At 75.8% G+C, this 22,916-nt stretch carries 17 protein-coding genes; 10 read left to right on the forward strand and 7 right to left on the reverse strand.

Annotated features, from left to right (window positions below; translation table 11 throughout):
- Positions 1-100 precede the first annotated feature (100 nt).
- Both ACZ4UX_RS17895 and ACZ4UX_RS17900 read right to left on the reverse strand, forming a co-directional pair.
- A complete protein-coding gene (locus ACZ4UX_RS17895) occupies positions 101-1,408 on the reverse strand; it encodes a cytochrome P450 (RefSeq protein WP_465707354.1) in 1,308 nt (435 codons plus the stop codon).
- Positions 1,409-1,485: 77 nt separating this feature from the next.
- Positions 1,486-1,635 (reverse strand): hypothetical protein, encoded by a 150-nt coding sequence (locus ACZ4UX_RS17900; protein ID WP_352291384.1) that lies wholly within the window; start codon positions 1,633-1,635, stop codon positions 1,486-1,488.
- A 246-nt stretch (positions 1,636-1,881) separates the two neighbouring features.
- Between ACZ4UX_RS17900 and ACZ4UX_RS17905 the strand changes: the two genes are divergently transcribed.
- From ACZ4UX_RS17905 to ACZ4UX_RS17925, 5 genes are all read left to right on the forward strand, one after another.
- On the forward strand, positions 1,882-2,010 hold the full coding sequence (locus ACZ4UX_RS17905) for a hypothetical protein (protein WP_329486296.1): 129 nt from the start codon (positions 1,882-1,884) through the stop codon (positions 2,008-2,010).
- A 161-nt stretch (positions 2,011-2,171) separates the two neighbouring features.
- Positions 2,172-3,326 (forward strand): 2,5-dihydroxypyridine 5,6-dioxygenase NicX family protein, encoded by a 1,155-nt coding sequence (locus tag ACZ4UX_RS17910; protein WP_329486297.1) that lies wholly within the window; start codon positions 2,172-2,174, stop codon positions 3,324-3,326.
- Entirely contained in the window at positions 3,323-4,192 is an 870-nt protein-coding gene (locus ACZ4UX_RS17915; protein WP_465707355.1) for a phytanoyl-CoA dioxygenase family protein, read from the forward strand. The genes ACZ4UX_RS17910 and ACZ4UX_RS17915 overlap by 4 nt, the downstream gene beginning before the upstream one ends.
- Before the next feature lie 27 nt (positions 4,193-4,219).
- Positions 4,220-5,596: an MFS transporter gene (locus ACZ4UX_RS17920; protein WP_465707356.1), complete on the forward strand. Its 1,377-nt coding sequence runs from the start codon at positions 4,220-4,222 to the stop codon at positions 5,594-5,596.
- Positions 5,597-5,888: 292 nt separating this feature from the next.
- Positions 5,889-6,164, forward strand: a complete 276-nt coding sequence (locus tag ACZ4UX_RS17925; protein WP_329486300.1) for a hypothetical protein — start codon at positions 5,889-5,891, stop codon at positions 6,162-6,164.
- 17 nt (positions 6,165-6,181) lie between these two features.
- Here the strand turns inward: ACZ4UX_RS17925 and ACZ4UX_RS17930 are convergent, their stop codons facing one another.
- The 5 genes from ACZ4UX_RS17930 to ACZ4UX_RS17950 form a co-directional block, all read right to left on the reverse strand.
- Positions 6,182-7,183 (reverse strand): LuxR C-terminal-related transcriptional regulator, encoded by a 1,002-nt coding sequence (locus ACZ4UX_RS17930; protein WP_465707357.1) that lies wholly within the window; start codon positions 7,181-7,183, stop codon positions 6,182-6,184.
- Between the two features lie 613 nt (positions 7,184-7,796).
- On the reverse strand, positions 7,797-8,606 hold the full coding sequence (locus ACZ4UX_RS17935; protein WP_465707358.1) for a methyltransferase: 810 nt from the start codon (positions 8,604-8,606) through the stop codon (positions 7,797-7,799).
- 310 nt (positions 8,607-8,916) lie between these two features.
- The gene (locus ACZ4UX_RS17940; RefSeq protein WP_465707359.1) at positions 8,917-11,823 is read right to left on the reverse strand and encodes a helix-turn-helix transcriptional regulator; all 2,907 of its coding nucleotides are present in this window, start codon (positions 11,821-11,823) and stop codon (positions 8,917-8,919) included.
- Between the two features lie 72 nt (positions 11,824-11,895).
- Complete coding sequence (locus tag ACZ4UX_RS17945; protein ID WP_465707360.1) at positions 11,896-12,099, reverse strand: hypothetical protein; 204 nt, start codon at positions 12,097-12,099, stop codon at positions 11,896-11,898.
- 132 nt (positions 12,100-12,231) lie between these two features.
- Positions 12,232-15,378, reverse strand: a complete 3,147-nt coding sequence (locus ACZ4UX_RS17950; RefSeq protein ID WP_465707361.1) for a type 2 lanthipeptide synthetase LanM family protein — start codon at positions 15,376-15,378, stop codon at positions 12,232-12,234.
- Positions 15,379-15,924: 546 nt separating this feature from the next.
- On the opposite strand from ACZ4UX_RS17950, the gene ACZ4UX_RS17955 reads away from it, so the two are divergent.
- From ACZ4UX_RS17955 to ACZ4UX_RS17975, 5 genes are all read left to right on the forward strand, one after another.
- On the forward strand, positions 15,925-16,548 hold the full coding sequence (locus ACZ4UX_RS17955; protein WP_329486306.1) for a helix-turn-helix transcriptional regulator: 624 nt from the start codon (positions 15,925-15,927) through the stop codon (positions 16,546-16,548).
- The gene (locus ACZ4UX_RS17960) at positions 16,545-17,189 is read left to right on the forward strand and encodes a response regulator transcription factor (protein WP_465707362.1); all 645 of its coding nucleotides are present in this window, start codon (positions 16,545-16,547) and stop codon (positions 17,187-17,189) included. The genes ACZ4UX_RS17955 and ACZ4UX_RS17960 overlap by 4 nt, the downstream gene beginning before the upstream one ends.
- Positions 17,190-17,371: 182 nt before the next feature.
- Positions 17,372-20,575, forward strand: coding sequence for an amino acid adenylation domain-containing protein (locus ACZ4UX_RS17965; RefSeq protein WP_396486567.1), 3,204 nt, complete (start codon positions 17,372-17,374; stop codon positions 20,573-20,575).
- A 34-nt stretch (positions 20,576-20,609) separates the two neighbouring features.
- On the forward strand, positions 20,610-21,878 hold the full coding sequence (ectB, locus tag ACZ4UX_RS17970; RefSeq protein WP_465707363.1) for a diaminobutyrate--2-oxoglutarate transaminase: 1,269 nt from the start codon (positions 20,610-20,612) through the stop codon (positions 21,876-21,878).
- Between the two features lie 45 nt (positions 21,879-21,923).
- Positions 21,924-22,871, forward strand: coding sequence for an ornithine carbamoyltransferase (locus tag ACZ4UX_RS17975; protein ID WP_465707364.1), 948 nt, complete (start codon positions 21,924-21,926; stop codon positions 22,869-22,871).
- The last annotated feature ends 45 nt before the right edge of the window (positions 22,872-22,916 follow it).

The raw sequence follows: 22,916 nt of genomic DNA on the forward strand, positions 1-22,916 counted from the left end.
CACCCCCCCCCCCCCCCCCCCCCCCCCCCCCCCCCTCCCCCCCCCCCCCCCCCCCCCCCCACCCCCCCCTCCCTCCCCTCCCCCCCCCCCCCGGGCGGGGTCAGGGCCGGATCGCGGACCAGGTCGCGGGCAGCGGGTCGAACCAGCCGATGACGCGGCCGCCGGGATCGTGAACCGACCGGGCGTTCGCGACGGGCGCGACGTACAGGTCGTCGACCCGGCGGGCCAGGGCGGCGATGGCGACCTGGAGCTGCATCCGGGCGAGGGCGGCGCCCGGGCAGTGGTGGGTTCCCATGCCGAAGCCGAGGTGGGCGTTCTCGCCGCGCCCGATGTCGAAGCTGTCCGGGTCGGTGAACGCGCGCTCGTCCCGGTTGGCCGCGCAGAGCGCTCCCACCGCGACCTCGCCGCGGCGGATCAGCGTGCCGCCGACCTCGACGTCCTCGGAGGCGTAGCGGGGGAAGGTCGAGGTGCTGTGGAACGGCGTGAAGCGGATCAGTTCCTCGACGGCGGAGGGTACGAGGTCCGGCCGGTGGCGCAGCCGCTCCAGCTCGGAGCGGTGGTGCATCAGCGCGCGGACGAAATTGGACAGCATCAGAACGGTGTTCTGGAGCCCGGGCAGGAGCAACCGCAATGCGGCTGTGACCAGTTGGCGGTCGGAGAGCCGCTCCTCGCCCTCGCCGCGGGCCCGGATCATGGCGCTCAGCAGGTCGTCGGCGCTCCGCCCGGCCGGGTCGCGGGCGGCGATCAGCTCCGCCAGCCGGCGGGCGAGGGCGCGCCGGTCCTCCTGGTCCGCCCCGGACGGGGGCGACGCGGTGGTGGCCGCTCCCAGCAGCCTGGCCCGCACCCCGGGGCGTTCCCCTGCGGGTATGTCGAGCAGTTCACAAAGGACCCCGGCGGCAAGGGGTTTGACGAATCCGGCCATCAGATCGGTGGTCTCCCGGGCACCGGGCGGCCCGCCGCGGTCGAGCCGGCCCAGCCGGTCCAGCAGCTCGTCGGCGATCTTCTCGGTCGCCCCGCGCAGCCGCTCGATCTGCCGGGGCTTGAGGCCGCCCCTGGTCACCCTGGTCACCTGCGCGGACGTCGGCGCCGGCTCCCGCCCGGGTGCTGCCGCCGTGTTCACGCCGGTGGCGGCGACCGGGCAGCGCGCGGCCGCGTCGGCGGCGGGACCGGCTCCATCGGGCGGGGTGGCCGGGTCGGCCGGCGGGGTCAGCCCGAAGCGACTGTCGGTCAGGATCCGGCGGACGTCGGCGTACCGGGAGCAGAGCCACGCCGAACCGAGGTCCCTGACCTCGACCCGGCCGAGCCCCTCGGTGTCCCGCAGGCCGGCGTAGCGGCGGTCGAGGTCGAGGAGGTGGGGCTCCCCGAAGGGGTAGCGAAGCACCTCCGGTGCTGGTTCGGGGTGAGTCACCGTTCGTTCCTTCCTGCGACGCGACGGGCTCGGGCGGCGTGCGTGAGGCGTGCGTGAGGCGTGCGGACCGCCGGCGTTCAGGAGCGCGGCGCGACCTGCCAGCCGAAGCCGTCGTCGTCGCCCGAGGCCCCGCGGCTCCCGGCGGCCGGGGCGGCGGCGGTCGCCGCGAGGCGGGCGGGCGACCGGCGCATGTCCGAACCGGCCTTGGTGCCAGCGAAGTTGCTCATGGTCCTGCCTCCGGGGGGTGCGGCGTGGGTGTCGGAAACCTGTATACAGGGGCTTTCCGGGCTGGTCAGCAGATTGCACCGGCCTCGGCCCGACATGGCAGGGACAGTCCGTCCGGCCGCCGGGAGGCCGGTTCAGGCCAGGCCTTCGGGGGTGCAGGAAGTGACCACTACCGCCCGCTCCGACCCGGGCCACAGCATGGGACCAGTCAGCAGCCCGCTGACGACCACCAGCCGAAGGAGACTGCGATGTCCGCGTTCGAGGAGCTTGAGGAACTGGTCAACACGATGGCTGCCGCCGAGCCGGCCGAGGTCGACGAGGACGGCCTCGGCGACGTGGCGTGGAAGGTCTCGTACTCGACCTTCTACAACAACTAGCAGTGCCGGCAGGGGCACTCGCCGCACCGCGCCGGAGGATCCCCTCCGGCCGGGCGACGGGTGCCCCTGCCTCGTCCGCCGCACCGCACCCCTACCGTCCGTGCGCGATGTGCGCCTGCGGATCCGCCCGGCGGGTCCCCGTCGATCCGAGGAGCTCGACCATGAACTTCGTCATTCCGGACGAGAAGGTCCAGCAGGGCGTCAAGGTCCTGCTGGACGACTACGTCCTCGTCAACAGCACCGACACCTTCGTCATCACCTACACCCCGGACAGCCGCGACCCGGCGGCCTGGCTGGCGCTCGCGCTCCGGCACCGGGGCTTCACCGCGCCGATCGTCCCGATGCGCAAGCTGGAGGACCCGGAGTTCGCCGGGCGCCTGGAGGCGGTGCTCCCCGACCCGGAGACGCTGCCGGGCCGTCTGGTGATCCTCACCCTGGAGCGCGACACCATGTCGCACTTCAACGTCTTCGAGAACGCGCTGCGGAGGTTCGGCGGCGACCGCACGATGATCCTGCGGATCATCAGCGCCTCCACCGCGTTCTTCACCAAGTCCCTCAACCTGGCGCCGGCGCAGCTGACCCGGTTCAACGCGACGCTGCTGGAGCGGGTGAAGCCGGCCCGCAAGGTGCGGGTCACCAGCCGGGGCGGCACCGACCTGACGATCGAGCTGGACGCGGACAAGTACCACTGGATCAGCAACCGGGGCGTCTGGCGGCCCGGCGGCTTCACCATCCTGCCGGCCGGCGAGGTCGCGACGTACCCGGTCACGGTCGACGGCGTGCTGGTCGCGGACGGCGCGTTCAACGCCAACATCATCACCCCGCTGAACGCCAGCCTGGCGGCCAACCCGGTCCGGGTGGAGATCGAGAACGGCCAGGCCGTCTCCCTGACCTGCGCCGACCCGGAGCTCGACGCGATGTTCCAGCTCTGCCTGAACAGCCCCTACGGCCGCAACGTCGGGGAGTTCGGCCTGGGCACCAACCGGGGCATCGACGAGTTCATCACCGCCAACTCGCACATCAACGAGCGGCGTTGCGGTGTCCACCTGGGCTTCGGCCAGCACAACCAGCGGGTCAGCAAGGTCCCGTACATCGCGGACGTCCACCTCGACCTGATCACCGCCGGCGCGCTGGTCTGGGTCGACGACGATCCGGAGCCGATCGACCTGGAGACCTTCACCGCGACCGACGCGGAGCACCCGGCGGACGCCCTGGACGAGGACATCACGGGCGACTGCTGCGGCCTGGGCTACGGCCAGCTCGAAGGCCTGGCCGCGTGCGTCGTCCCCGGCAGCCCGGTGCGGGTCCAGCGATGACGGCGGCGAACGGCACCGCCACGGTCGCCCCTGCGCCCGCGCCCGCCGCCGGAACGTCCGCCGAGGTCTCCGCCGAGGACTTCGCCCGGCGCGGCTACGTGATCCTGCGCGGTGTCCTGGACGCCCCGGAGATCGAGCGCGCCCGGGCCCTGTGCTCCGGCTACCTCACGGGCACCGGCTCGCAGGAGATGCTCACCAGCGACTTCCTCGCCGACGACTTCCTGGCCGGCATCGTGCTGCGCGAGCGCGTGGTGCGCGCCGCCAAGGAACTGCTGGGCGAGGACCACCCCGTGCTCTACCCGAACTGCACGGCGCGCAAGAACGTGTACGTCCCCTGGCACGTCGACGCGACCTTCGTCGGACCGACCGCCTCGTACGTGTGGGAGCCCGGTTTCGCCCACGTCCAGTGCGGGCTGTACCTCCAGGACAACGACCCGGTCGGCGGCGGCGGCATCGACGTGGTGCGCACCTCGCACCTGATGTCCTTCGACGGATACGGCACCACCGAACCGGAGTTCGACATCCCGGCGCGGACGGTGGGCGAGTCGGATCTCCGCGAACGCGTCGATACCCGAGCGGGCGACGTCGTGATGTGGAACGCTCGTCTGATGCACACCAGCACCACCGTCCTGCGGGACCCGGGCCGGGAGAAGTTCGGGGTCTTCTTCAGCTACGCCCGGCCCCATGTGCGCGACAACCACCGCTTCCTGAGCCAGATCGCCGTGGACTCGATGCGGACGATGAACGGTGTCTCCCGGCTGATCCCCCGGCTGGCCGAGATCGCCCGGATGCGCTACCCGGAGAGCTTCCCGGCCTGGTTCGCCCAGGGAGCCACCGACGCGGGCGTCCGCATCCCCACGCTCTGAGAGGACCGGCGTGAAAGGACGAGCGACGTGACGACGACGGCACTGGCCGGCGGGGGTGAGCAGACCGCGGACCCGCCGGTCTTCCCCGACCGGCCGTTCCGGGCCCTGTGGGCCGCGACCGGTCTCTCCCAGGTCGGTTCGGCGGTCAGCAACGTCACCATCCCGATGTGCGCGGCGGTCACGCTGGGCGCCTCGGCCCTGGAGATGACCTCGCTGGCGGTGGTCGAGGTGCTGCCGTCGCTGCTGATCAGGCTCCCGGCGGCGGCGTGGTCCGACGGGCTGCGCCGTCCGCGCGCGCCGATGATGGCGGCCTGCAACCTGGTGCAGGCCGCCATCATGGGGTCCGTACCGCTGCTCTGGTGGCTCGGGGCGCTGCACATCGTGCTGCTGCTGGCGCTGACCGCGGTGGCCTCGGCGGCGCTCGGGGTGTACTCCGCGCTGTCCAGTCCCCTGCTGGTGCAGATCGTCCCGAAGGCGAACCTGGTGGAGGCCAACGGGAAGATCTCGGCGACCCGCAGCGTCGCGGACATCAGCGGACCCGCGCTCGGCGGCGCCCTGCTCGCCCGGGTCGCGGCGCCGTACGTGGTGCTGGTCGACGCGCTCTCCTTCCTCGCCTCCGCGGCCCTGCTCACCCGGGTCCGGCCCGCGGGCGCCGACACCGGACCGGCCGACGCGGTGGCCGGTGGGCCCGCGGGCGCCGCCGGTCCCACCGGAACCGCCGAAGGTGCCGTGCCCGCCGAGCCCGTGAAGACCTCGAAGACGTCCGCGACCTGGAAGCAGCGGCTCGGCGCCGCCGCCAACGTCCGCCTCGCCCTCGCGATGGGCCGGCAGTCCGGGGTCCGGGCGGTGGTCACGGTGTCCTTCGTCAACGGGGTCACCCAGCCGGTGCTCGTGCTCTTCCTCGTGCACGCGGTGCACATGGGGCCGTCGCTGATCGGCTCGCTGCTGGCACTCGGCGCGGTCGGCGGGGTGACCGGCGGCATGCTCGTCGGCCGCGCGCAGAAGCGGTTCGGGTCGGGCCGCACGCTCGCCCTGGGCACCGCCGTCAGCCTGCTCTCGCTGGCCCTGCTGCCGTTCGCCGCCGCCGGGCCGAGCGCGATGGCCGGGCTGGTGCTGCTGGAACTCGCGGGCAGCTTCGGGGGGACGCTGCTGATCGCCAGTGTCTTCGGCAGCCTGCAGGCCGCGGCGCCGAAGGACCGGATCGCCCAGGTGATGGCGATGGCCTTCGTGCTGTTGCAGGCCGCCAGCCTGATCGGGGTGCCGGTCGGCGGCGCCCTGGCCGTCGCCTTCGGGACGCGGTGGGCGCTGATCGCCGCGTTCGCGGTGATGGCCGCCGCACTGGGCCCGCAACTCGTCCGCTGGGCCCTGACCCGGTGGGCCCCGGATCCGCCCATCATCCTCTGACGGTCCTTCGGGAGCCGGCCCCCGCCCGGGGGCCGGCTCCGGGGGCCGGGCCCTGAACTCCGGCCCCCGGTACCGGTCCGGCCGCCCACCCACCGCGGTTCCGGTTCCTCGGAGCCGCGGTGACCGCGCGGCGGAACCGGCCCGGGACCGGCTCGCAACGACGTACGGGAAGGGGTCGGCGTGAGAACGCGACGCGTGAGGTCTGACCAGCCGGCCGGAAGGGGTCCGGGGCGCGACGGCGCCCGAGCCCCCCGGACCGGACCGCACGCCCCGGCCGGGAGCGGGTCCACCCATGTACTTGACCAAGACCACGGTTGACACCCCGGGCGCCGCGCCGCAGTCCGCGCGCGAGCTGCACCGGCACCTGCTGTGCAGCAGGGCCGGCACCGACTGCCTCCAGCACGCGCGGATCGACGTGCACGAGGGCTTCGTGGTGTTCAACCTCTATGTGCAGGCCCGCGACCTGCTGGACGCGGCACGGGTGGCCGAGCAGCTCTGCTGCCGGACCATGGCCGGCGCCGGAACCTGCCCGAGCTGGGCCGTCCGCTCCACCGAGGTGGGGCCCTGAGGCCGCCGGGGACCGCGTTACTCCAGGTCGTCCGGGGTGATCCAGGCCCGCGAGACGGCCTGGGCGCCGGCCTGGAACCTGCTGCGCGCACCGAGCCTGGTGTGCAGGTCCGAGGCGACCCGGCGGGCCGTGCGGACCGAGACACCCAGCTGCCGGGCGATCGCTTCGTCGGTCAGCCCCGCGGCCAGCAGCCTGAGCACCTGGCGCTCCTGGCCGGAGAGCCCGACGTCGTCGCGCCGGCGCGCGGCGCCGAGCACGGTCGCGGACCGCCACACCGAGTTGAACAGCGCGGTGAGGGCCGTGATGATCCCGACGCTGGAGATCACGACCGCCGCGGTGCCCTGCTCGTCGGCCGTGTCGAGCGGCACCACGGCCACCCGCCGGTCGACGATGAGCATCCGCAGGGGCAGCGACGCGGTGGTGCGCACCTCGCTGCCGAGCCCGCTGAGCCACTGGGCGTACTCCAGCGTCGGCCGGTGGTTGCGGACACTGTCCTGGTAGACCGTGCGCAACCGCACCCCGCGGTCGATCGCCTCGGCGTCCAGCGCCCGGCTGGCGTTGAGGTTCTCCTCCGACTGGGCGCCGCCCGGCATGAAGGAGCTGGCCTCCCACTCGCAGCTGCGCGCGAGTTCGCTCAGCCGGTCGCGGATCGCCTCGATGCCGGACAGCCGCTCGATGCCCGGCTCGGTCTCGGCCGGGCGGCTCTCCGCCCGCTCGGCCAGCAGGGTGGACAGCGCGGCCGTCCCCTCCTCGATCTGCTGGTGCCGGCGGGCCATCTCGGCCTGCTGACGGGCCACCAGCGCCGAGAGTCCGATCTCCGGCCGGACGGCTCTTGGCCCGGGCCGGCCCGGGAACACCTGGAGCAGCGAGATGCCGGTGAGCTCGTCGAGCGCGACCCGGATCTGGGCGTGGTCCACGTCGAGCCGGCGGGCGAGGACGTCGAGGCTCTCGTCCGGGTGCTGGAGCATCGCGAGGTACACGGACTCGGCGAGGCTGCTCAGCCCAAGCCCTTCGAACATTGACCACTCCCTCCAGGGCTCGTCCGACCGTCCCGCCGGGACGCGGGTCGACCGTCCCGGCGGGGCGCGAATTCCGGACATGCCCTGACTCGGTCCGGCGGCTGACGTCGGCGCACAACCCCTGCTCTCGACGTGCACGCACTGAGTCCGGCAATTGACTTTCACAGACTGGCACTTGACGTGGCCACCCACAAGTGAGCCTGCGACGGCAGGCCGACGGCGGCGGCGCCGGCGGCCGGTGCGCCCCCCGCCGCGCCCGCCCCGGGGCCGCCCGGCCCGGCGACCCGTCCGGCATCGTCGCGGGTCAGCGGCGCTCCGGGGCCGGTCCTCGGCCGGGCCCGGGGCGGGCCGGTGGCGGGCCCCGACGCCCGGTGGCAGGTTCCGGCCGGGCCGCGGCGCACCGGCACGGGCTCCGGCGCACTCACTCCGGTAGCAGCGCACGGCCACGCGCCCGGCGCCCTGTCGCACCACCCTCGGCCGCCGGTCCCGGCCCGTGGTGGTCACCACCGCGTTTCCGGCCTCCGCGCGGATTCCGGCCTCCGCGCGGGTGCGGGCCCGGCGTGCTTCCGGCCCCGCGCGCTTCGGTCCCCCGCGCGGCCGCCGGCCGGTACGGCTACCGGGGCGCGGCGCCGCGCCGGGCCACCAGGTGGAAGAGCCGGGCGAACCCGCGGTAGGGATCGCGCAGTCCGGCCTGCCACTCCAGCTCGCAGAGGTCCGCGAACTCCTCCGGTGACGGCTCGTCACGGCGGTGGTCGGAGAAGACCCGCACGCCGAACCACTCCACCGTCGGAGCGCCGAGCCCGGCCAGCCGCCGGCCGAGGTCCTGCGGGGTGTCCGGCCGGGTCGGCAGGTACTGCCCGCCCCGCTCGCCGGACTCCAGCAGGGTCGCCAGCGCGCCCCGCCAGTCGCCCTGGAGCCCGTCGCGCATCGCCTGGGAGTCGCGGTTCACGGTGAGCAGCGAGAGCAGGCCGCCGGGCGCGGCCAGCCGGACCAGCGCGTCCAGCATCGGGCCCGGGTCGGTGAGGTAGAGCAGGACGCTGTGGCAGCAGACCAGGTCGAAGCCCGTCCCGACCAGGTCGGGCGCCGCTTCGCCCAGCCCCTGGACCAGGGTCACCCGCCGGCCGACCTCGGGGGGCTCTGCGGCGACCAGGTCGGCGGCGGCCCGCAGCAGGGTCTCGTCGTTGTCCACCACGGTCACCTCGTGCCCGGCCCGCGCCAGGAGGACCGCCTGCCGGCCGAAGCCGCCGCCGATGTCGACCACCCGGCAGGGGCGCTGCGGCAGGTGCCGGGCCAGCGCGCGGGTGACCAGGTCGAACCGGACCTCGCCGCGGATGCTCCGGGCGTGGTCGAGGTAGGCGTCGGCCCGCGCCTGCGCGGAGTCCGTCCAGAGGTTCCGCTCCGGCCAGGCGGCGGGTTTCGTCATCGGGGGTCGGTCCCTTCCTGGATGCCGTCGTGGGGCGGGCGCCGCGGGACCTCGGCCGGCCGGTCCCGGTGAGGCGCCGCGCAGCCAGTGTGCTGCTCCCGACGGGCCGTTGTCCCGGGCCGGCCGGTGGCCGAAACCTGCACCGGCATGAACCGGCCCGTTCCGCCCGGTCCGGCCGCTTCCGCCCGGCCGGGCCCGGCCGGAAACCGCCCCGGGCCGCCGGTTCCGGGCGGCAGCAACCGACCACTTGCGCAACGCGCACCGGCCCCGACCGCGCCCCCACCGGCCCCGCCCGCGCCCCCGACCGCCCTCAGGACTGCTGCGCCGCCAGCGCGCAGAGCTCGGACCGGTTCGGCAGCCCGGTCTTGGCGATCAGGCTGGCGACGTGCTTCTCGACGGTGCGCGGCGAGATGTAGAGCCGGGCGGCGATGTCCTTGTTGCTGAGCCGGTCGGCCAGCAGCTGGAAGATCTCGTACTCACGGACCGTCATGCCCTTGAGCCGCAGCTGCGCCGGGATCCGGTTGCTGCCGGTGCGGTGCTGGCGGACGGGCGCGCCGATGGCCCGGAGCAGCGTCCGGCAGGCGCCGACGACGGCGGTGGCGGAGGTCTCCCGGAAGTGGTGCTCGGCCTCCCGGAGCCATCCCTCCGGGTCGCCCCACCCCAGGGCGTGCGCCTCCTCGGCGATCAGCCGCTGTCCGAGGTGGCGGGCGGTGGGGTAGGGCGCACCGACCTCCTGGGCGAGCTGGGCGGCCCGGCCGGCCGCCTCGGGATCGCCCTCGCGGCCGAGCAGCACGGCGTCGGCGAGCAGGACGAAGTGCCGGTTCCACCGCATCCGGCCGGCCGAGCTGGCGGCCACCCGGTCGAGGCGGCCGCGGTCGAGGCGGCCGTCCAGCAGGTCGAGCAGCAGGCCGAGGCCGTGCCGGCCGCCGAGGTGGAAGGTGCTCGGGTTCTCGGCCTCCAGGGCCTGGAGGCCGGCCATGTCCCGGGCGGCCCGGTCCCGGTCCTCCTCCAGGAGGGCGCAGAACACCCGGGCCAGCCCGAGGGCGAGCGGCTCCTCGGGCGAGCCGCTGCCGCCCCAGCGGCCGAACTCGGTGAGCGACTCCTCCATGGCGGCCCGGTCGCCCTGATGGGCCGCCAGGACGGAGCGGGTCATCAGCAGGTAGCGGGCGACCGGGGTCAGCCGCAGCCGGGCCGCCATGGTCAGCGCCTCGTCGCCCAGCACCCGGGCCTCGGCGAACCGGCCGCAGAGCACGTCGTGCAGGGCGAGGATGCCGTCGAGGGTGTAGACGACGGTGACGGCGCCCAGGCGGCGGGCCTCGGTCCGGGCCTCGTCCAGGGTGGCGGTGCCGCCGTCGGCCAGCCAGCGGCTGCCGCCGAGCCGGGTGAGCGCGTACATCCGCTGGAGCGGCAGGCTGTGCCGCTCGGCGGTGTTCATGGCCCGTTCCAGGTAGGTGACCGCCTCGGCCGGATCGCGCTCGCGGGCGACGACGCCCAGCAGCTCCCAGGCCTGGCAGGCGACCAGCGGCTGGTCGTGCCTCTCGGCGGTGTCGATCGCGGCGCGGGCCAGCCGTTCGGCCCGCTGGGTGCGGTCCTGGCCGGGGGTGTCGAGGCACAGGTAGGCCTCCACCACGTCGGTCAGCGCGGTGTGCGCCTCGTCCGGGTCCGGCCCGAGCAGGGCGCGGGCCCGCTCGATCTGGTTGTTGCCGTCGGCCCAGCGGCCCGCCATGTAGGCCACCTGTGCCAGCCGGGTGTGCAGGGCCGCCAGCCGGGGCGCGCCCAGACCGGCGCCGACCAGCTCCCGCAGGCTGCTCGCGAGGCTGAGCGCGCGGGTCAGCTCGCCGGTCTCGGCGAGGGCGGGCAGCAGGGCCTCCAGGGCCTCCGCGCGGGCGGCCGAGTCGGTGCCCCCGGCCAGCAGGGTCTCGGCCCGGTCGAGCAGGGTGACCGCGGAGCCGACCGTGCCGTTGGCGAGGGCGCGGCGGCCGGCCTCGGTGAACAGCCGGCCGGCCCGGACGGGGTCGCCGGCGTCGGCGCGCAGGGTCGCGGCCAGCGGGCACCAGTCGCCCTGGAGGTCGGGGTGGAGGGCCTCGATCGCGTCGGCGGCCTGGTGGGACAGGGCGGCCCGGGCGGTGGGGGTGAGCTGGGCGAGCAGCGCCTCGGCGGTCAGCGGGTGCTGGAAGGCGTACCAGTCGGGGGCGGGCTCGTCGGCCGCGACCAGCCGGGCGGTGACACCGGCGTGCAGGTGGCTGAGCAGGCTGCGGTCGTCGGCGCCGGTCATCAGCTGGAGCACCGACAGGGGGAAGCGCCGGCCGAGCACGGCGGCGGCGGAGAGCAGGGTCTGCCCCTGCGGGCCGAGTTCGTCGATGCGGTGGATGGCGCCCTCGAGGAGCGCCCTCGGCACGTTGCGGCGCAGGTTCCCGGCCACCCGCCAGGCGGTGTTCTCGCGGACCAGCGCGCCGCCGGTGACGGCGCCCTGGAGGAGTTCCTCGACCAGGAACGGGATGCCGGCGCTGTCCTCCCGGATCTGCGTCAGCACTTCGGCGGGCACCAGGCCCGGCTCGGTGTCCAGGCAGGAGGCGATCAGGCGGTTCACCTCGTCGTCGTCCAGCGGCGCCAGCCGGAAGACCGTTCCGCTGCGGCGGCGCCCGGCCGACTCGGCGAGCAGGAGTGCCTCGCCCGGTTCCGACCGGACGGTCGCCACCAGCATGACCGGCTGCTGTTCGAGGTTGTCGACGAGGTACTCGACGACGGCCAGCGTCTCGGTGTCGGCGTCGTGCAGGTCCTCCAGGACCAGCAGGCAGCCCTGGTCGCGGCCCGCGGAGGCGAGCAGCCGCAGGACGGCCTCGGCGAGCACCACGGTCGATCCCTGGTCCGGGGTGCCGGTGCTCCAGTCCGGGATGAGCCGGCCGAGCACCGGGCGGTAGGGGCCGAGGCTCGCTTCGTCCGGCGTCTCCCCGCCGCGTGAGAGCGGCATCAGCGCCTCGGTGAGCGGCCGGAGCGGCACCATCGGTCCGATGGTGCTGCTCCGGCCCCGCAGGACGCGGATTCCTGCGTCGACCGCCTCGCCGATCAGCTCGGCGACCAGTCGCGACTTACCGATTCCGCCCTCGCCGACCAGGAATGTGGTACAGCCGCGCGAGCGGCGGAGATCCCGCAGTGATTCGCCGAGTCCGGCGACTTCGGCATCACGGCCGATGAGATGGGCTGCCCGCACACGCATAGCCCCGGATAGTAGTCGTTCTCCCCGCGGAGCGTCGTGTTCATGTTCGGATCGGCCCTACGTGAGTGCAGGTCAGAACGGCACCGAGACAGTGGTGGTGATGGAGCCGAGGCCCACGACCACGCCGCTGCCGAGGCTCATTCCGGCCAGGGCCCGGGTCCGGGCGCAGGCCCCGTTCCGGCGGACCAGGCGGATCTCGCCGGCCGGGTCCGGGGTGGTCGCGGCCTGGTTCGTGGCCTCGCTGCGGACAGCACCGTTGTACAGGGAGGGGGACATGGGGCTTTCCTTTCCATTCGGGAAGCGGTGCGTGGTGATAAGTGGCGCTGTTCTCTGCTGTTCTGTTGTCGTTTCAGGTGGTCTTGTGCTATTCGGTCCCGTTTGGTTCTCTTCGGTTCTCTTCGGTTCTGTTCAGATGGTCGAAGGGGCCGGCGGGGGGCCGGGGGCCGCGTCCAGCAGCAGGACGGAGGGCACGGTGTCGGCGAAGCCCAGCCGGAGCAGCGCGTAGCCGATCCCGGAGAGCCCGGTGAGCAGCCCCGGCGTCGGCACCTGTCCGGGGGTCCCGCAGCGGGGTCCCCAGTCGTGGAGCTGCCCGAGGACCGTTCCGGCCCGGCCGGTCAGGCTGTTGCGCGCGCCGCGGTGGCCGCGCTCGGCGAGCGCCGCCAGCGCCTCCGCGGTGCCCAGCTCTCCGTGGCAGAGGCTGAGGTCCGCCACCGGCGGCTGTCCGGTGAGCCGGTGCACGGCGTCCCGCAGCGGGCTGTCGGGCTGCTCGGCGCACAGGCCCGCGTCGGCCGCCGCCAGCACGGTGCCGGCCGTCCCGGAGCACCAGCCGCCGGCGAGCCGGTCCGCCGCCAGGGCAGCGGTCAGCCGGGCCCGGCCGGCGGCGGCGAACCGCGCGCCGCGCGGGCCGCCGGTGAACCGGGCGTGCCGGGTGAGCGCCCAGCCGATCCCGGCCTCCCCGAAGGCGAAGCCGACCCGGTCCGGCGCCGCGGCGCCGAGCGGACCGGGCGGCGGCAGGCCGAGCAGCCGCTCGGCGATCCGGTCCGCGAGCTCGGCGGCCCGCTCCAGCCCGCGCTCGCGGTGCACCGCGTGCAGGGCCGCGAGCGCCCCGGCCAGGCCCGCCGAGACGCCGGGCCGGGCCTCCTCGTCGAGCGCCGCCACGGCCAGCGCGTCCAGGGCGGCCGGCAGGCAGTCGGCGAGGCCCTCGTCGACCAGGCCGGCCAGCCGGGCGAGGGAGTAGCAGAGGCCGCCCAGGCCCTCGAAGCCGCCCGGGCCCACCGCCAGGCTCAGCTCCGGGTCGGCGGCGGCCGCGGCGACGAGGTCGGGCAGCGGGGCGACCGCGGCCCGGGCCAGACCGGTGTGGCGGGCGGAGCCGGTCAGCGCGCCGAGCTGGGCCAGGAACAGCGCCACCCCGCAGTAGCCCTGGGCCAGCCCGGCGCCCATCGGCAGCACCGTCCAGTGCTCGTCGACGGCCTCCAGGCCGATCCAGTTGACCCGCCCGTGGCCGCTCACGGAGCGGCCGGCGATCTCGTCGGCGATCCCGGAGGCGGCGGCGAGCAGCGCGGACGGCTCCGGGACGGCGGCGGGCGAGGGGCGGGTGCGCCCACCCGTCCGGTGCCGGGGGCCGGTGGCGTCCGGCCCGACGGAGGCCAGCGTGGCCGAAATGATCCACTCCTGGTCGTGGCGGTCGACGGTGTTCATGCCGTCGAGCTTCGCCCGCGCGGTGGCGAGGCCGGAGGTGTCCAGGACGCCGGGCACCGGGCTCCCGTCCGACGCGAACACCGCGGGCTCGCCGGGCCGGTGGAAGAAGACCGGGACGTCGCCGTCCCACAGGTCGGCGATCTCGTGCTCGATCAGGGCCTGCCGGGCCGGGTCGCCCTGCGATTCGGCCCAGAGCACCGCGAACAGGGCGTCGCGGTCGAGCCCGTCGCCCAGCAGCTGCGGGTGGGTCGCCTCGGCCAGCAGCGTGGCGTAGAGCATCGTCGGGCGGATCACGAGCCGGCCGACCGCCGCCGCCCCGGTGGCCAGCAGCCCGGCCGGGTCGGCGAGTTCGGCCCGGTGCCGGACGACGGCGTCGTACCCGGCGCGGAACCCGGCCAGCGTCGCGGAGAGCCGGTCCGCGCTGCCGGCTCCCGGCACGACGCCGTACGGCCGGTTCTTGGCGCCGGTGAACGGCGCCCCGCGGCGCACCAGGCGCATCTCGTCGGTGCCGGTGTCCTCCCAGACCATCCGGGTGTTGGGGAACTCCCCGCCCGGCGCGGCGCCGAGGGCGGAGACGTCGACCGCGCCCAGCTCACCGACCAGCAGCTGGGGCAGCAGGCAGGTGCGGTGCACCGAGGCGGCGTGCGCCGCGGCCGCCGGGTCCGGCAGGGTGGTGCTCCCCTCGCCGAGGACGGGGTGCAGCAGCGTCTCCACGTCGACGAGCACCGGCTGGTCGCCGTGCGCGAGGAGGTTCTCGCAGTGCAGGTCCACCCCTTCGAGGGTGTAGGCGAGGGCGAGCAGGGCGCCCTGGCGGCGGTGGAACCGGTCGATCTCGACCAGCGAGCGGCAGGGCCGGTGCTCGATGAACTCCAGCCAGCCGTAGCCGTCCCCGCCGACCCAGCGGGGGGTGCGCGGCGCCAGGCCCGGCACCTTGGCGTCCAGCCAGTCCGTCATGGCGTCCAGGAGCGCGTGCTGGCCGATCGGCCGGGGCTTGTAGACCGCGGTGGCGCCGGCGGCGAACCGCAGCACCGCCACCGACCGGCCCTGCTGGTGGAGGTCCCCGCGGCCCAGCTCGACGGCGGCCAGCGGGCCCTGGTCCCGGCCGTCGAACAGCTCCGCGGTGAGCGCCGGCCGGTCGGCGGCGAGCCGGGTCAGCAGCTCCGCGCCGGAGCGGGCGGTGTGACGGGACGTCCGGGCCATCAGCCGGGCGAGCACCGGGTAGCGGGTGAACAACCGGGCCAGTCCGGCCCGGGTGCCGGTGCGGGCCGCGAAGTCGGCGAACCGGTCCGCGCCGGTGGCGCCGGCCAGGCCGCCCGCGTCCCGGGCGGCGGCGAGCTCCACGACCAGGGTCCGGGCCGCCTCGCCGGCGAGGCGCTCGGCCAGCCAGCGCGCGTACGCCGGGGCGAACACCGCCAGGTCGGCCGGCTCGGCGCCGCCCGCCAGCGCCCGCGCGGTCAGCTCGGCGGTGGCGGCCGCCACCAGCGGGCGCAGCAGCGGTGCGAACACCGTCGCCCCCTCGCCCGCTTCGAGCGGCACGCCCCCGGGGCGCTCCGGCGCGCCGGCGACGGCCCGCTCCGCGAAGACCGCCCACGACGGCTTGGCCAGCCGGCCGGCCAAGCGCTCCGGCGCCTCGGCGGCGAGCGCCGCGGCCAGCCCCGGGTCGACGCCCAGCCGGGCCAGCCGGGCGGCCTCGCAGGCCTGCTCGACCGCCGAGCGGGTGCGTGCCCCGGCCGTCGGGCCCGCCGCCGGCGCCACCGGCGGGTGCGGGGCCGACAGCCGTTCGCGCAGCGTCGCGGCCGGCGCCCACCAGGAGGGCGCCGGCCCTGAGGCCCGGGAAGCGGTGTCGGTTGTGGTCACGTCCGCCACCCTTCCAGCGGCACGACCCTCCGTACAGGGGAGCACCACCCGTAGATTTCGCCGCGGACTACCCAGTCGCCGTACCCGGCGTGCCCCAGCTTTGCGCGCCCGGGTGGTCGGACGGGTCGCGGGGGCGGGCGCCGGGTCGGCCCCGGGGGCCGCCGGGACCGCGCGGAGCTGCGGCGGAGCGGCCCCGCGGCACCCGCGGCGCCACCCGCCGCACCCGGTCGCGGCGGGGCGGCGGCGGGGGCGGCGGGTGCGGCCGGGGGCGGGGGTCCAGGGTCGCACGGGCGCGCGCCACCCCCGGTGGGCGGCAGCGTGCCGCCCCCACCCTTCGGGCCCGCCGCCCCGTACCGGACGGACCGGGACGATTCGCCGGCGGATCCGGACGGGGCGCCCGGTGCCGTCCGCGCGACGGGGGCCGTCCGGACCGGCCCCGGCGCCCCCCGCGGCGGGGAATGCGGGTGATCGCGCCCCATGCGGCGCGGCGCACCGGAAGCGAAGACTCCTCGCCGAGAGGCTCACCCCGCTGACCGAGGAGTGCACATGGGCAACCCCCTGCCGCTTTGTGTCGTGGCCCTGGACCCGGTGCTGGAAGCCGGCGCCGTCAGCGCGCTGTCCGGCAACCCGGACATCGCCCTGGTCCAGCCCGAGGAGAAGGCCGACGTCGCCGTCGTCCTGGTCGACCGGGTGGACCGTCAGGAGCTCGACCTGGTGACCGCGACGCGCACCGGACCGCACCGGCCCGCCGTCGTCGTGATCGCCGCCGACCTGTCCCCGGCCGAGGCCGCGGACGCCATCAACGCCGGAGCCCGCGGCCTGCTGCGCCGGCGCGAGGTCAACGCCGACCGGCTGGCCCGGACGGTGCTCACCGTGGCCGGCGGCGACTGCACGGTGCCGCCCGACCTGATCGACGGGCTCCTCGACCACGGCACCGACCTCGACCCGCACCCCGGCGCCCGCGGCCACGGCCCCGGCTGGGGCCTGGACGAACGCGAGCGCGCCGTCCTGCGGCTGGTGGCCGACGGCCACGAGACCGACGAGATCGCCCGGGCGCTCTGCTACTCCGCACGGACCGTCACCACCGTGGTCCGCGACATCACCCAGCGGTTCCGGCTGCGCAACCGCGCCCACGCGGTGGCCTACGCCCTGCGGGCGGGTCTGCTGTGAGCGCCCTCGCCCTCGCCACCAGGCCCGAGACCGAGCGGCGGCCCGCCACCGCCCTGCGCGTCCACCTCGGCCCGGCGGGCGGGCCGGCCCGCGAGAAGGTGGCCGCCAACCTGCGCCGGGCCGGCATCGAACTCGCGGCCGGCCACGCCGGGGCCACCGTCCGGGTGGCCGCCGGGCCGACGCCCGGCGCCGCGCTGGACGGCTGGCCGGAGCCCGACGGCCGCCCGCTGCTGCTGATCGCCGACACCTTCACGGCCGACGGGGTCCGGCGGGCCGTCCGGGCCGGGGCGGTGGCCATGCTGCAGTCCACCGAGGCCACCCCGGAACGCCTGCTCACCGCCGTCCGCTGCGCCCGGCACGGCGAGGGCCGGATGCCCTACGGCGTCCTGGTCGGCCTGCTCGGCCCGGCGGAGGACGGCGCGCCCGCCCCGCGCCGGCCCGCCCCCGACTCCCCACTGACGGCCCGGCAGACCGCCGTGCTCGGCCTGGTCGCCGAGGGCCACGGGAACGCGGCCATCGCCCGCGAACTCTCCTGCTCCGAGCACACCGTGAAGAACGTCATCTACGACCTGATGGCCCGGCTCCAGGTCCGCAACCGGGCCCACGCGGTGGCCCACGCCGTCCGCACCGGGCTGATCTGACCCCGGCGCCGCCCCGGCCCGCCGCGGCCGGAGCCGCCGAACAGAGACATTGACGCAGCAAAAGCGGCGCCCCGCGCTGCCGCTCCTTCCCTACTCCCCCGCCGCACCCGACCGGCAAGCTCCGGTTGTGCCCCGACCACCCGGGGCGCGCGACGTTCTGACTACCCCTTGGAGGTGAGCCGGTGGACCGCGGTGACGTCCGGACGACATCGTTCTCGCAGCAACGGCTGTGGTTCCTCGACCAGCTGCGGCCCGGTACGGCGGATCATCTGCTGCCGCTGGCCCTGCGCCTGCGCGGCGGCGTCGACGCCGCCGCCCTCGCCGCCGCCCTGACCGCCGTGGTCGCCCGGCACGAGGTGCTGCGCACCCGGTACGCGGCCGCCGACGGCGAGCCGGTGGCCCGGGTGGCGCCCGCCGTCGAGGTCCCGCTGGAGACCGTCGAGGCGCCCGCCCCCGGCGAGGCCGGCATCACCGCCGTCCTCGACCTGGTGCTGCACCGGCCGATCGAGCTGACCACCGCGCCGCCGCTGCGGGCCACCCTGGCCCGGCTCGCGGCCGACGACCACCTGCTGGTCGTCGTGGTGCACCACATCGCCTTCGACTTCTCCTCCTGGAACGTCTTCACCCGCGAGCTGGCGGCCGCCTACCGCGCGGCGACCACCGGCGGCCCCGACGGCCTGCCGGACCTCCCGCTCCAGTACGCCGACTTCGCGGCCCGCCAGCACGAGCGCACCACCGGACCCCGGCTCGCCCGGCAGCTCGGCTACTGGGGCTCCCGGCTGGCCGGGCTGCCGCCCCTGGAGCTGCCCACCGACCGCGCCCGGCCCGCCGAGTGGGACGGCGCCGCCGCGGTGGCCCGGTTCACCCTCCCCGCCGAGCTGGTGGCACGCGCCGACCGGCTGGCCCGGTCCCGGCGCGCCACCCGGTTCATGGTGCTGCTGGCCGCCTTCCAGGCCCAGCTGGGCCGGTACAGCGGGCAGAGCGACTTCGCCGTCGGCACCCCGGTCGCCGGCCGGGGCCAGGCCGCCACTCGGGACCTCATCGGCCCGTTCGTCAACACCGTGGTGCTGCGCGCCGACCTGTCGGGCCGGCCGAGCTTCGGCGAGCTGGTGGACCGGGTCCGCAGCGGCTCCCTCGCCGACCTCTCGCACGCCGAGACGCCGTTCGAACGCGTCGTCACCGAGCTGGCCCCGGACCGCGACCTCAGCCGCAACCCGCTCTTCCAGGTCTCCTTCCTGACCCTCGACTCCCAGGCCGAACCGCCCGCGCTGCCCGGCCTGGACGTCGAGCTGGTGCCCACCCCCGTCGCCGGGACGCCGTTCGACCTGGCGCTGGACCTGCTCGGCCGCCCCGACGGCAGCCTGGGCCTGCGCCTGCAGTACGCCACCGCGCTGTTCGCCCCCGAGACGGCGGCCCGCCTCACCGAGGACTACGTCGGGCTGCTGCGCGAGGTGCTCGCCGCCCCGGACGAACCGCTGGCCCTCGCCACCGCCCGGCTGGCGCCGCTGCCCTCCGGCGAGCGCCGCCGCCGGCTCGCGCTCGGGCTCGGCGCCGCCCGCGAGGTGCCCTCCCCCACCGTCACCGACCTCTTCGAACGGCAGGCCCGCAGCACCCCGGACGCCATCGCCGTCCGCTCCACGGACGGCGAGCTGAGCTACGCCGGACTCGACGCCCGGGCCGACCGCCTGGCGCACCGGCTGCGCGGCCTCGGCGTCGCCCGCGGCGTCCGGGTCGGCGTCCTGCTGGAGCGCGGCACCGGCCTGCTCACCGCGCTGCTCGCCGTCCTCAAGGCGGACGGCGTCTACGTCCCGCTCGACCCGATGCACCCGGTGAAGCGGATCGGCTACCTGGTCGAGGACACCGGGGCGGCCGTGGTGGTCACCACCGGCGCGCTGGCCGGCCGGGTGGCGGACACCGCCGCGACCACCCTGCTGCTCGACGGCGACGGCCCGCAGACCGGCCCGGTGACCCGGCCGGACCGGCTCGACCGGACCACCGGCCAGGACGACCTCGCCTACGTCTTCCACACCTCCGGCTCGACCGGCATGCCCAAGGGCGTGCAGATCCCGCACCGGGCGCTGACCAACTTCCTCCGGTCGATGGCCGCCCGGCTGGAGCTGCCGCCGCACGCCACCGTCCTCGGGCTGACCACCGCCTCCTTCGACCCCTCGATGCTGGAGCTCTGCCTGCCGCTGCTGACCGGCGCCCGCCTGGTGCTCGCCGACACCGAGCAGGCCCGCGACCCCGAGCGGCTGATCCGCCTGATCGGCGAGGCCCGCCCGCACGTCGTCCAGGCCACCCCCTCGATGCTGCGGATGCTGACCGACACCGGCTGGCTGCCCGCTCCCGGCCTCACCGTGCTCTCCGGCGGCGAGAAGCTGCACACCGAGCTGGCCGCGACGCTCGCCGCCGGTGGCGCCCCGGTGTGGGACCTCTACGGGCCGACCGAGGCCACCATCTGGACCAGCGTGGCCCGCCACGGCGCCGACGGACAGGTGCTGACCTGGGCCGCGGTGGACAACACCAGCGTCCGGGTGCTCGACGACCGGCTGGAGCCGGTGGCCGAGGGCGGCACCGGGCAGGTCTGCATCGGCGGCGACGGCCTCGCCTGGGGCTACCGCGGGCGGCCCGGCCAGACCGCCGGCGCCTTCCTCCCCGACCCGCACGCCACCGTCCCCGGCGGCCGGCTCTACACCACCGGCGACCTCGGCCGGCTGCGCCCGGACGGCTCGCTGGAGATCCTCGGCCGCAGCGACCACCAGGTGAAGATCCGCGGCCACCGGATCGAACCGGGCGAGATCGAGGCCGCGCTGCTCGCCCTGGACGGCGTGCGCTCCGCCGTCGTCCACCCGACCCCGGACGGCTCCGGCGGCCGCCAGCTCACCGCCTACCTGGTCGCGGAGGACGCCGAACGGCCGCCCACCGGCGAGGAGCTGCGCGCCGCCCTGCTCGACTCACTGCCGCACCACCTCGTCCCGGCCGCGTTCGTGCTGCTGGACGCCATCCCGACCGCGGTCAGCGGCAAGGTCGACCGGCACGCGCTGCCGGTGCCGGAGCCCCGCACGGCCGCCGCCGCCTCGGCCGCCCCGCGCACCCCGCGGGAGCGGGCCGTCGCCGCGGTCTGGGAGGAGGTCCTCGGCAGCACCGGGATCGGCGCCCACGACGACTTCTTCCGGCTCGGCGGGCACTCGCTGCTCGCCACCCGGGTGGCCGTACGGCTGCGCGCCGCCCTCGGGGTGGACGTGCCGGTGCGGGCGCTCTTCGACCACCCCACCGTCGCCGCCCTCGCCGCGGCCCTGGACGGCTACCCGCGGACGGCCGCGGACGGCCCGCTGCCCCGGCTGACCGCCCGCCCGCGCGGGGACCGCGCGACCGCGGGCCGCTGACCCCTCCTTGCCCTCCTCGCCCCAAGGAACCCCCATGACCACCGCCACCACCACCGACACCTCCGTCTTCGAGAAGCTCGAATCCGAGGTGCGGTCGTACTGCCGCACCTTCCCCGTGGTGTTCGAGCGCGCCAAGGGCGCGCTGCTGCACACCGACGACGGCCGGGCCTTCATCGACTTCTTCTGCGGCGCCGGCAGCCTCAACTACGGGCACAACGACGACGCGGTCAAGCAGCGCGTCCTGGACTACCTCGCCGCCGACGGCGTGATGCACGGCCTGGACATGCACACCGTCGCGAAGCGCGAGTTCCTCACCCGCTTCAACGAGATCGTCCTGCAGCCGCGCGGGCTCGACTTCAAGGTGCAGTTCACCGGCCCGACCGGCACCGACGCGGTGGAGGCGGCCCTCAAGCTGGCCCGCCGGGCCACCGGCCGCACCGGGCTGACCGCCTTCACCGGCGCCTACCACGGCATGTCGCGCGGCTCGCTGGAGGTCACCGGCAGCCGCCGGGCCCGCCGGGCCGGCGCGGTGACCGGCGGCGACGTCACCTTCGTGCCCTTCGAGGACGGCCCGCTCGGCCCGTTCGACTCGATCGACCTGATCGAGCGGCTCTGGGCCGACCCGTCCTCGGGCACCGAGCCGCCGGCGGCGGTCGTCGTCGAGCCGGTGCAGATGGAGGGCGGCGTCTACCCGGCGAGCCGGGAGTGGCTGCGCCGCCTGCGCGGCGTCACCGAGCAGTACGGCGTGCTGCTGATCCTCGACGAGATCCAGTCCGGCTGCGGCCGCACCGGCACCTTCTTCGGCTTCGAGGACGCCGGGATCGTGCCGGACATCGTCACCGTCTCCAAGTCGCTCAGCGGCTACGGGCTGCCGCTCTCGCTCACGCTGTTCCGCCGCGAGCTGGACCTGTGGCAGCCCGGCGAGCACACCGGCACCTTCCGCGGCAACCAGCTGGCCTTCGTGGCGGCCACCGCCGCCTGCGAGTTCTGGCAGCAGGACGTCTTCCTGACCGGACTGGAGCGGAACTCGGCCCGGCTCGACCGGTTCCGGACGGAGCTCGCCGCGCTGGACCCGGAGCTGGTGCTGCGCGGCCGGGGCATGGTGCTCGGCATCGACACCGCCCCGGCGGGCGGCGCCGACCGCGCCGAGCGCGTCCAGCGGTACGCCTTCGACCACGGCCTGATCATCGAGCGCTGCGGCCGGCACGACGAGGTCCTCAAGGTGATGCCCCCGCTGACCATCGCGCCCGAGCTGCTGGACGAGGGCCTCGGCGTCCTGCACGACGCCCTGCGCGCCAACTGACGGTCCGCCACCCGAGCCACCGAGTCACCCGAGGAGGAACCCCCGATGCCCCGACCGCTCCGCCGCCACCTGGTCTCCCTGGACGACCTCTCCGACCGCGAGCTGCGCTGGATCGCGTACCGCGGCGCCCAGTACGCCGCCGGCACGTGCGAGAGCGCCCGGCCGCTCTCCGACGCCGTCGTCGGCGTGCTGTTCCGCAAGACCTCCACCCGCACCCGCACGGCGTTCTCCGCCGGCGCGCTGCGGCTCGGCGCCCGGCTGATCACCTACGGTCCCGACGACCTCCAGGAGAACACCGGCGAGACCACCGAGGACACCGCCGAGGTGCTCTCCCGGATGCTCGACGTGCTGGTGGCGCGCACCGCCGGCAGCACCGAGGAACTCCGCGCCTACGCCGCCCAGCAGCGGATGTCCGTCGTCAACGCGATGAGCGCCGCCGAGCACCCCACCCAGGCGCTCACCGACCTCACCACCATGCTCGGCCACTTCGGGCGGATCGAGGGACTGCGGGTGCTCTACGCCGGGGAGGGCAACAACACCGCCTCGGCGCTCGCCCTCGCGCTCGCCCGCTTCCCCGGCACCGAGCTGCACCTGCGGACCCCGGCCGGCTACGGGCTCGACCCGGCCTACCTCGACCGCGCCCGCACCCTCGCCAAGGAGGCCGGCGCCCTGGTCGAGGAGCGGCACGACATGGCCGACCTGCCGGAGGCCGACATCGTCTACACCACGCGCTGGCAGACCACCGGCACGGCCAAGGCCGACCCCGACTGGCGGCGCGACTTCGAGCCGTTCCGGGTCGACTCCTCCGTGCTCGCGGCCTGCCCCGGCGCCGTCTTCATGCACGACCTGCCGGCGCACCGCGGCGACGAGGTGACCGGCGACGTGCTGGACGGCCCCGCGAGCATCGCGTTCCAGCAGGCCGAGAACAAGTACCACAGCGCCCGCGCGGTCCTGGAGTGGTGCCTCGGCGGCATCCCGGCCGAACAGGCCTGACGGCCGGTCGGCCACCGGCGGACGACCCGGCGCACGTTTCCCAGG

It is taken from the genome of Kitasatospora sp. NPDC028961 (assembly GCF_055564815.1).

Coding starts and splice junctions, on each gene's coding strand:
- ACZ4UX_RS17900 (WP_352291384.1), bottom strand. CDS start 1,635: ATGAGCAACTTCGCTGGCACCAAGGCCGGTTCGGACATGCGCCGGTCG.
- ACZ4UX_RS17905 (WP_329486296.1), top strand. CDS start 1,882: ATGTCCGCGTTCGAGGAGCTTGAGGAACTGGTCAACACGATGGCTGCC.
- ACZ4UX_RS17910 (WP_329486297.1), top strand. CDS start 2,172: ATGAACTTCGTCATTCCGGACGAGAAGGTCCAGCAGGGCGTCAAGGTC.
- ACZ4UX_RS17915 (WP_465707355.1), top strand. CDS start 3,323: ATGACGGCGGCGAACGGCACCGCCACGGTCGCCCCTGCGCCCGCGCCC.
- ACZ4UX_RS17925 (WP_329486300.1), top strand. CDS start 5,889: ATGTACTTGACCAAGACCACGGTTGACACCCCGGGCGCCGCGCCGCAG.
- ACZ4UX_RS17930 (WP_465707357.1), bottom strand. CDS start 7,183: ATGTTCGAAGGGCTTGGGCTGAGCAGCCTCGCCGAGTCCGTGTACCTC.
- ACZ4UX_RS17935 (WP_465707358.1), bottom strand. CDS start 8,606: ATGACGAAACCCGCCGCCTGGCCGGAGCGGAACCTCTGGACGGACTCC.
- ACZ4UX_RS17940 (WP_465707359.1), bottom strand. CDS start 11,823: ATGCGTGTGCGGGCAGCCCATCTCATCGGCCGTGATGCCGAAGTCGCC.
- ACZ4UX_RS17945 (WP_465707360.1), bottom strand. CDS start 12,099: ATGTCCCCCTCCCTGTACAACGGTGCTGTCCGCAGCGAGGCCACGAAC.
- ACZ4UX_RS17955 (WP_329486306.1), top strand. CDS start 15,925: ATGGGCAACCCCCTGCCGCTTTGTGTCGTGGCCCTGGACCCGGTGCTG.
- ectB (WP_465707363.1), top strand. CDS start 20,610: ATGACCACCGCCACCACCACCGACACCTCCGTCTTCGAGAAGCTCGAA.
- ACZ4UX_RS17975 (WP_465707364.1), top strand. CDS start 21,924: ATGCCCCGACCGCTCCGCCGCCACCTGGTCTCCCTGGACGACCTCTCC.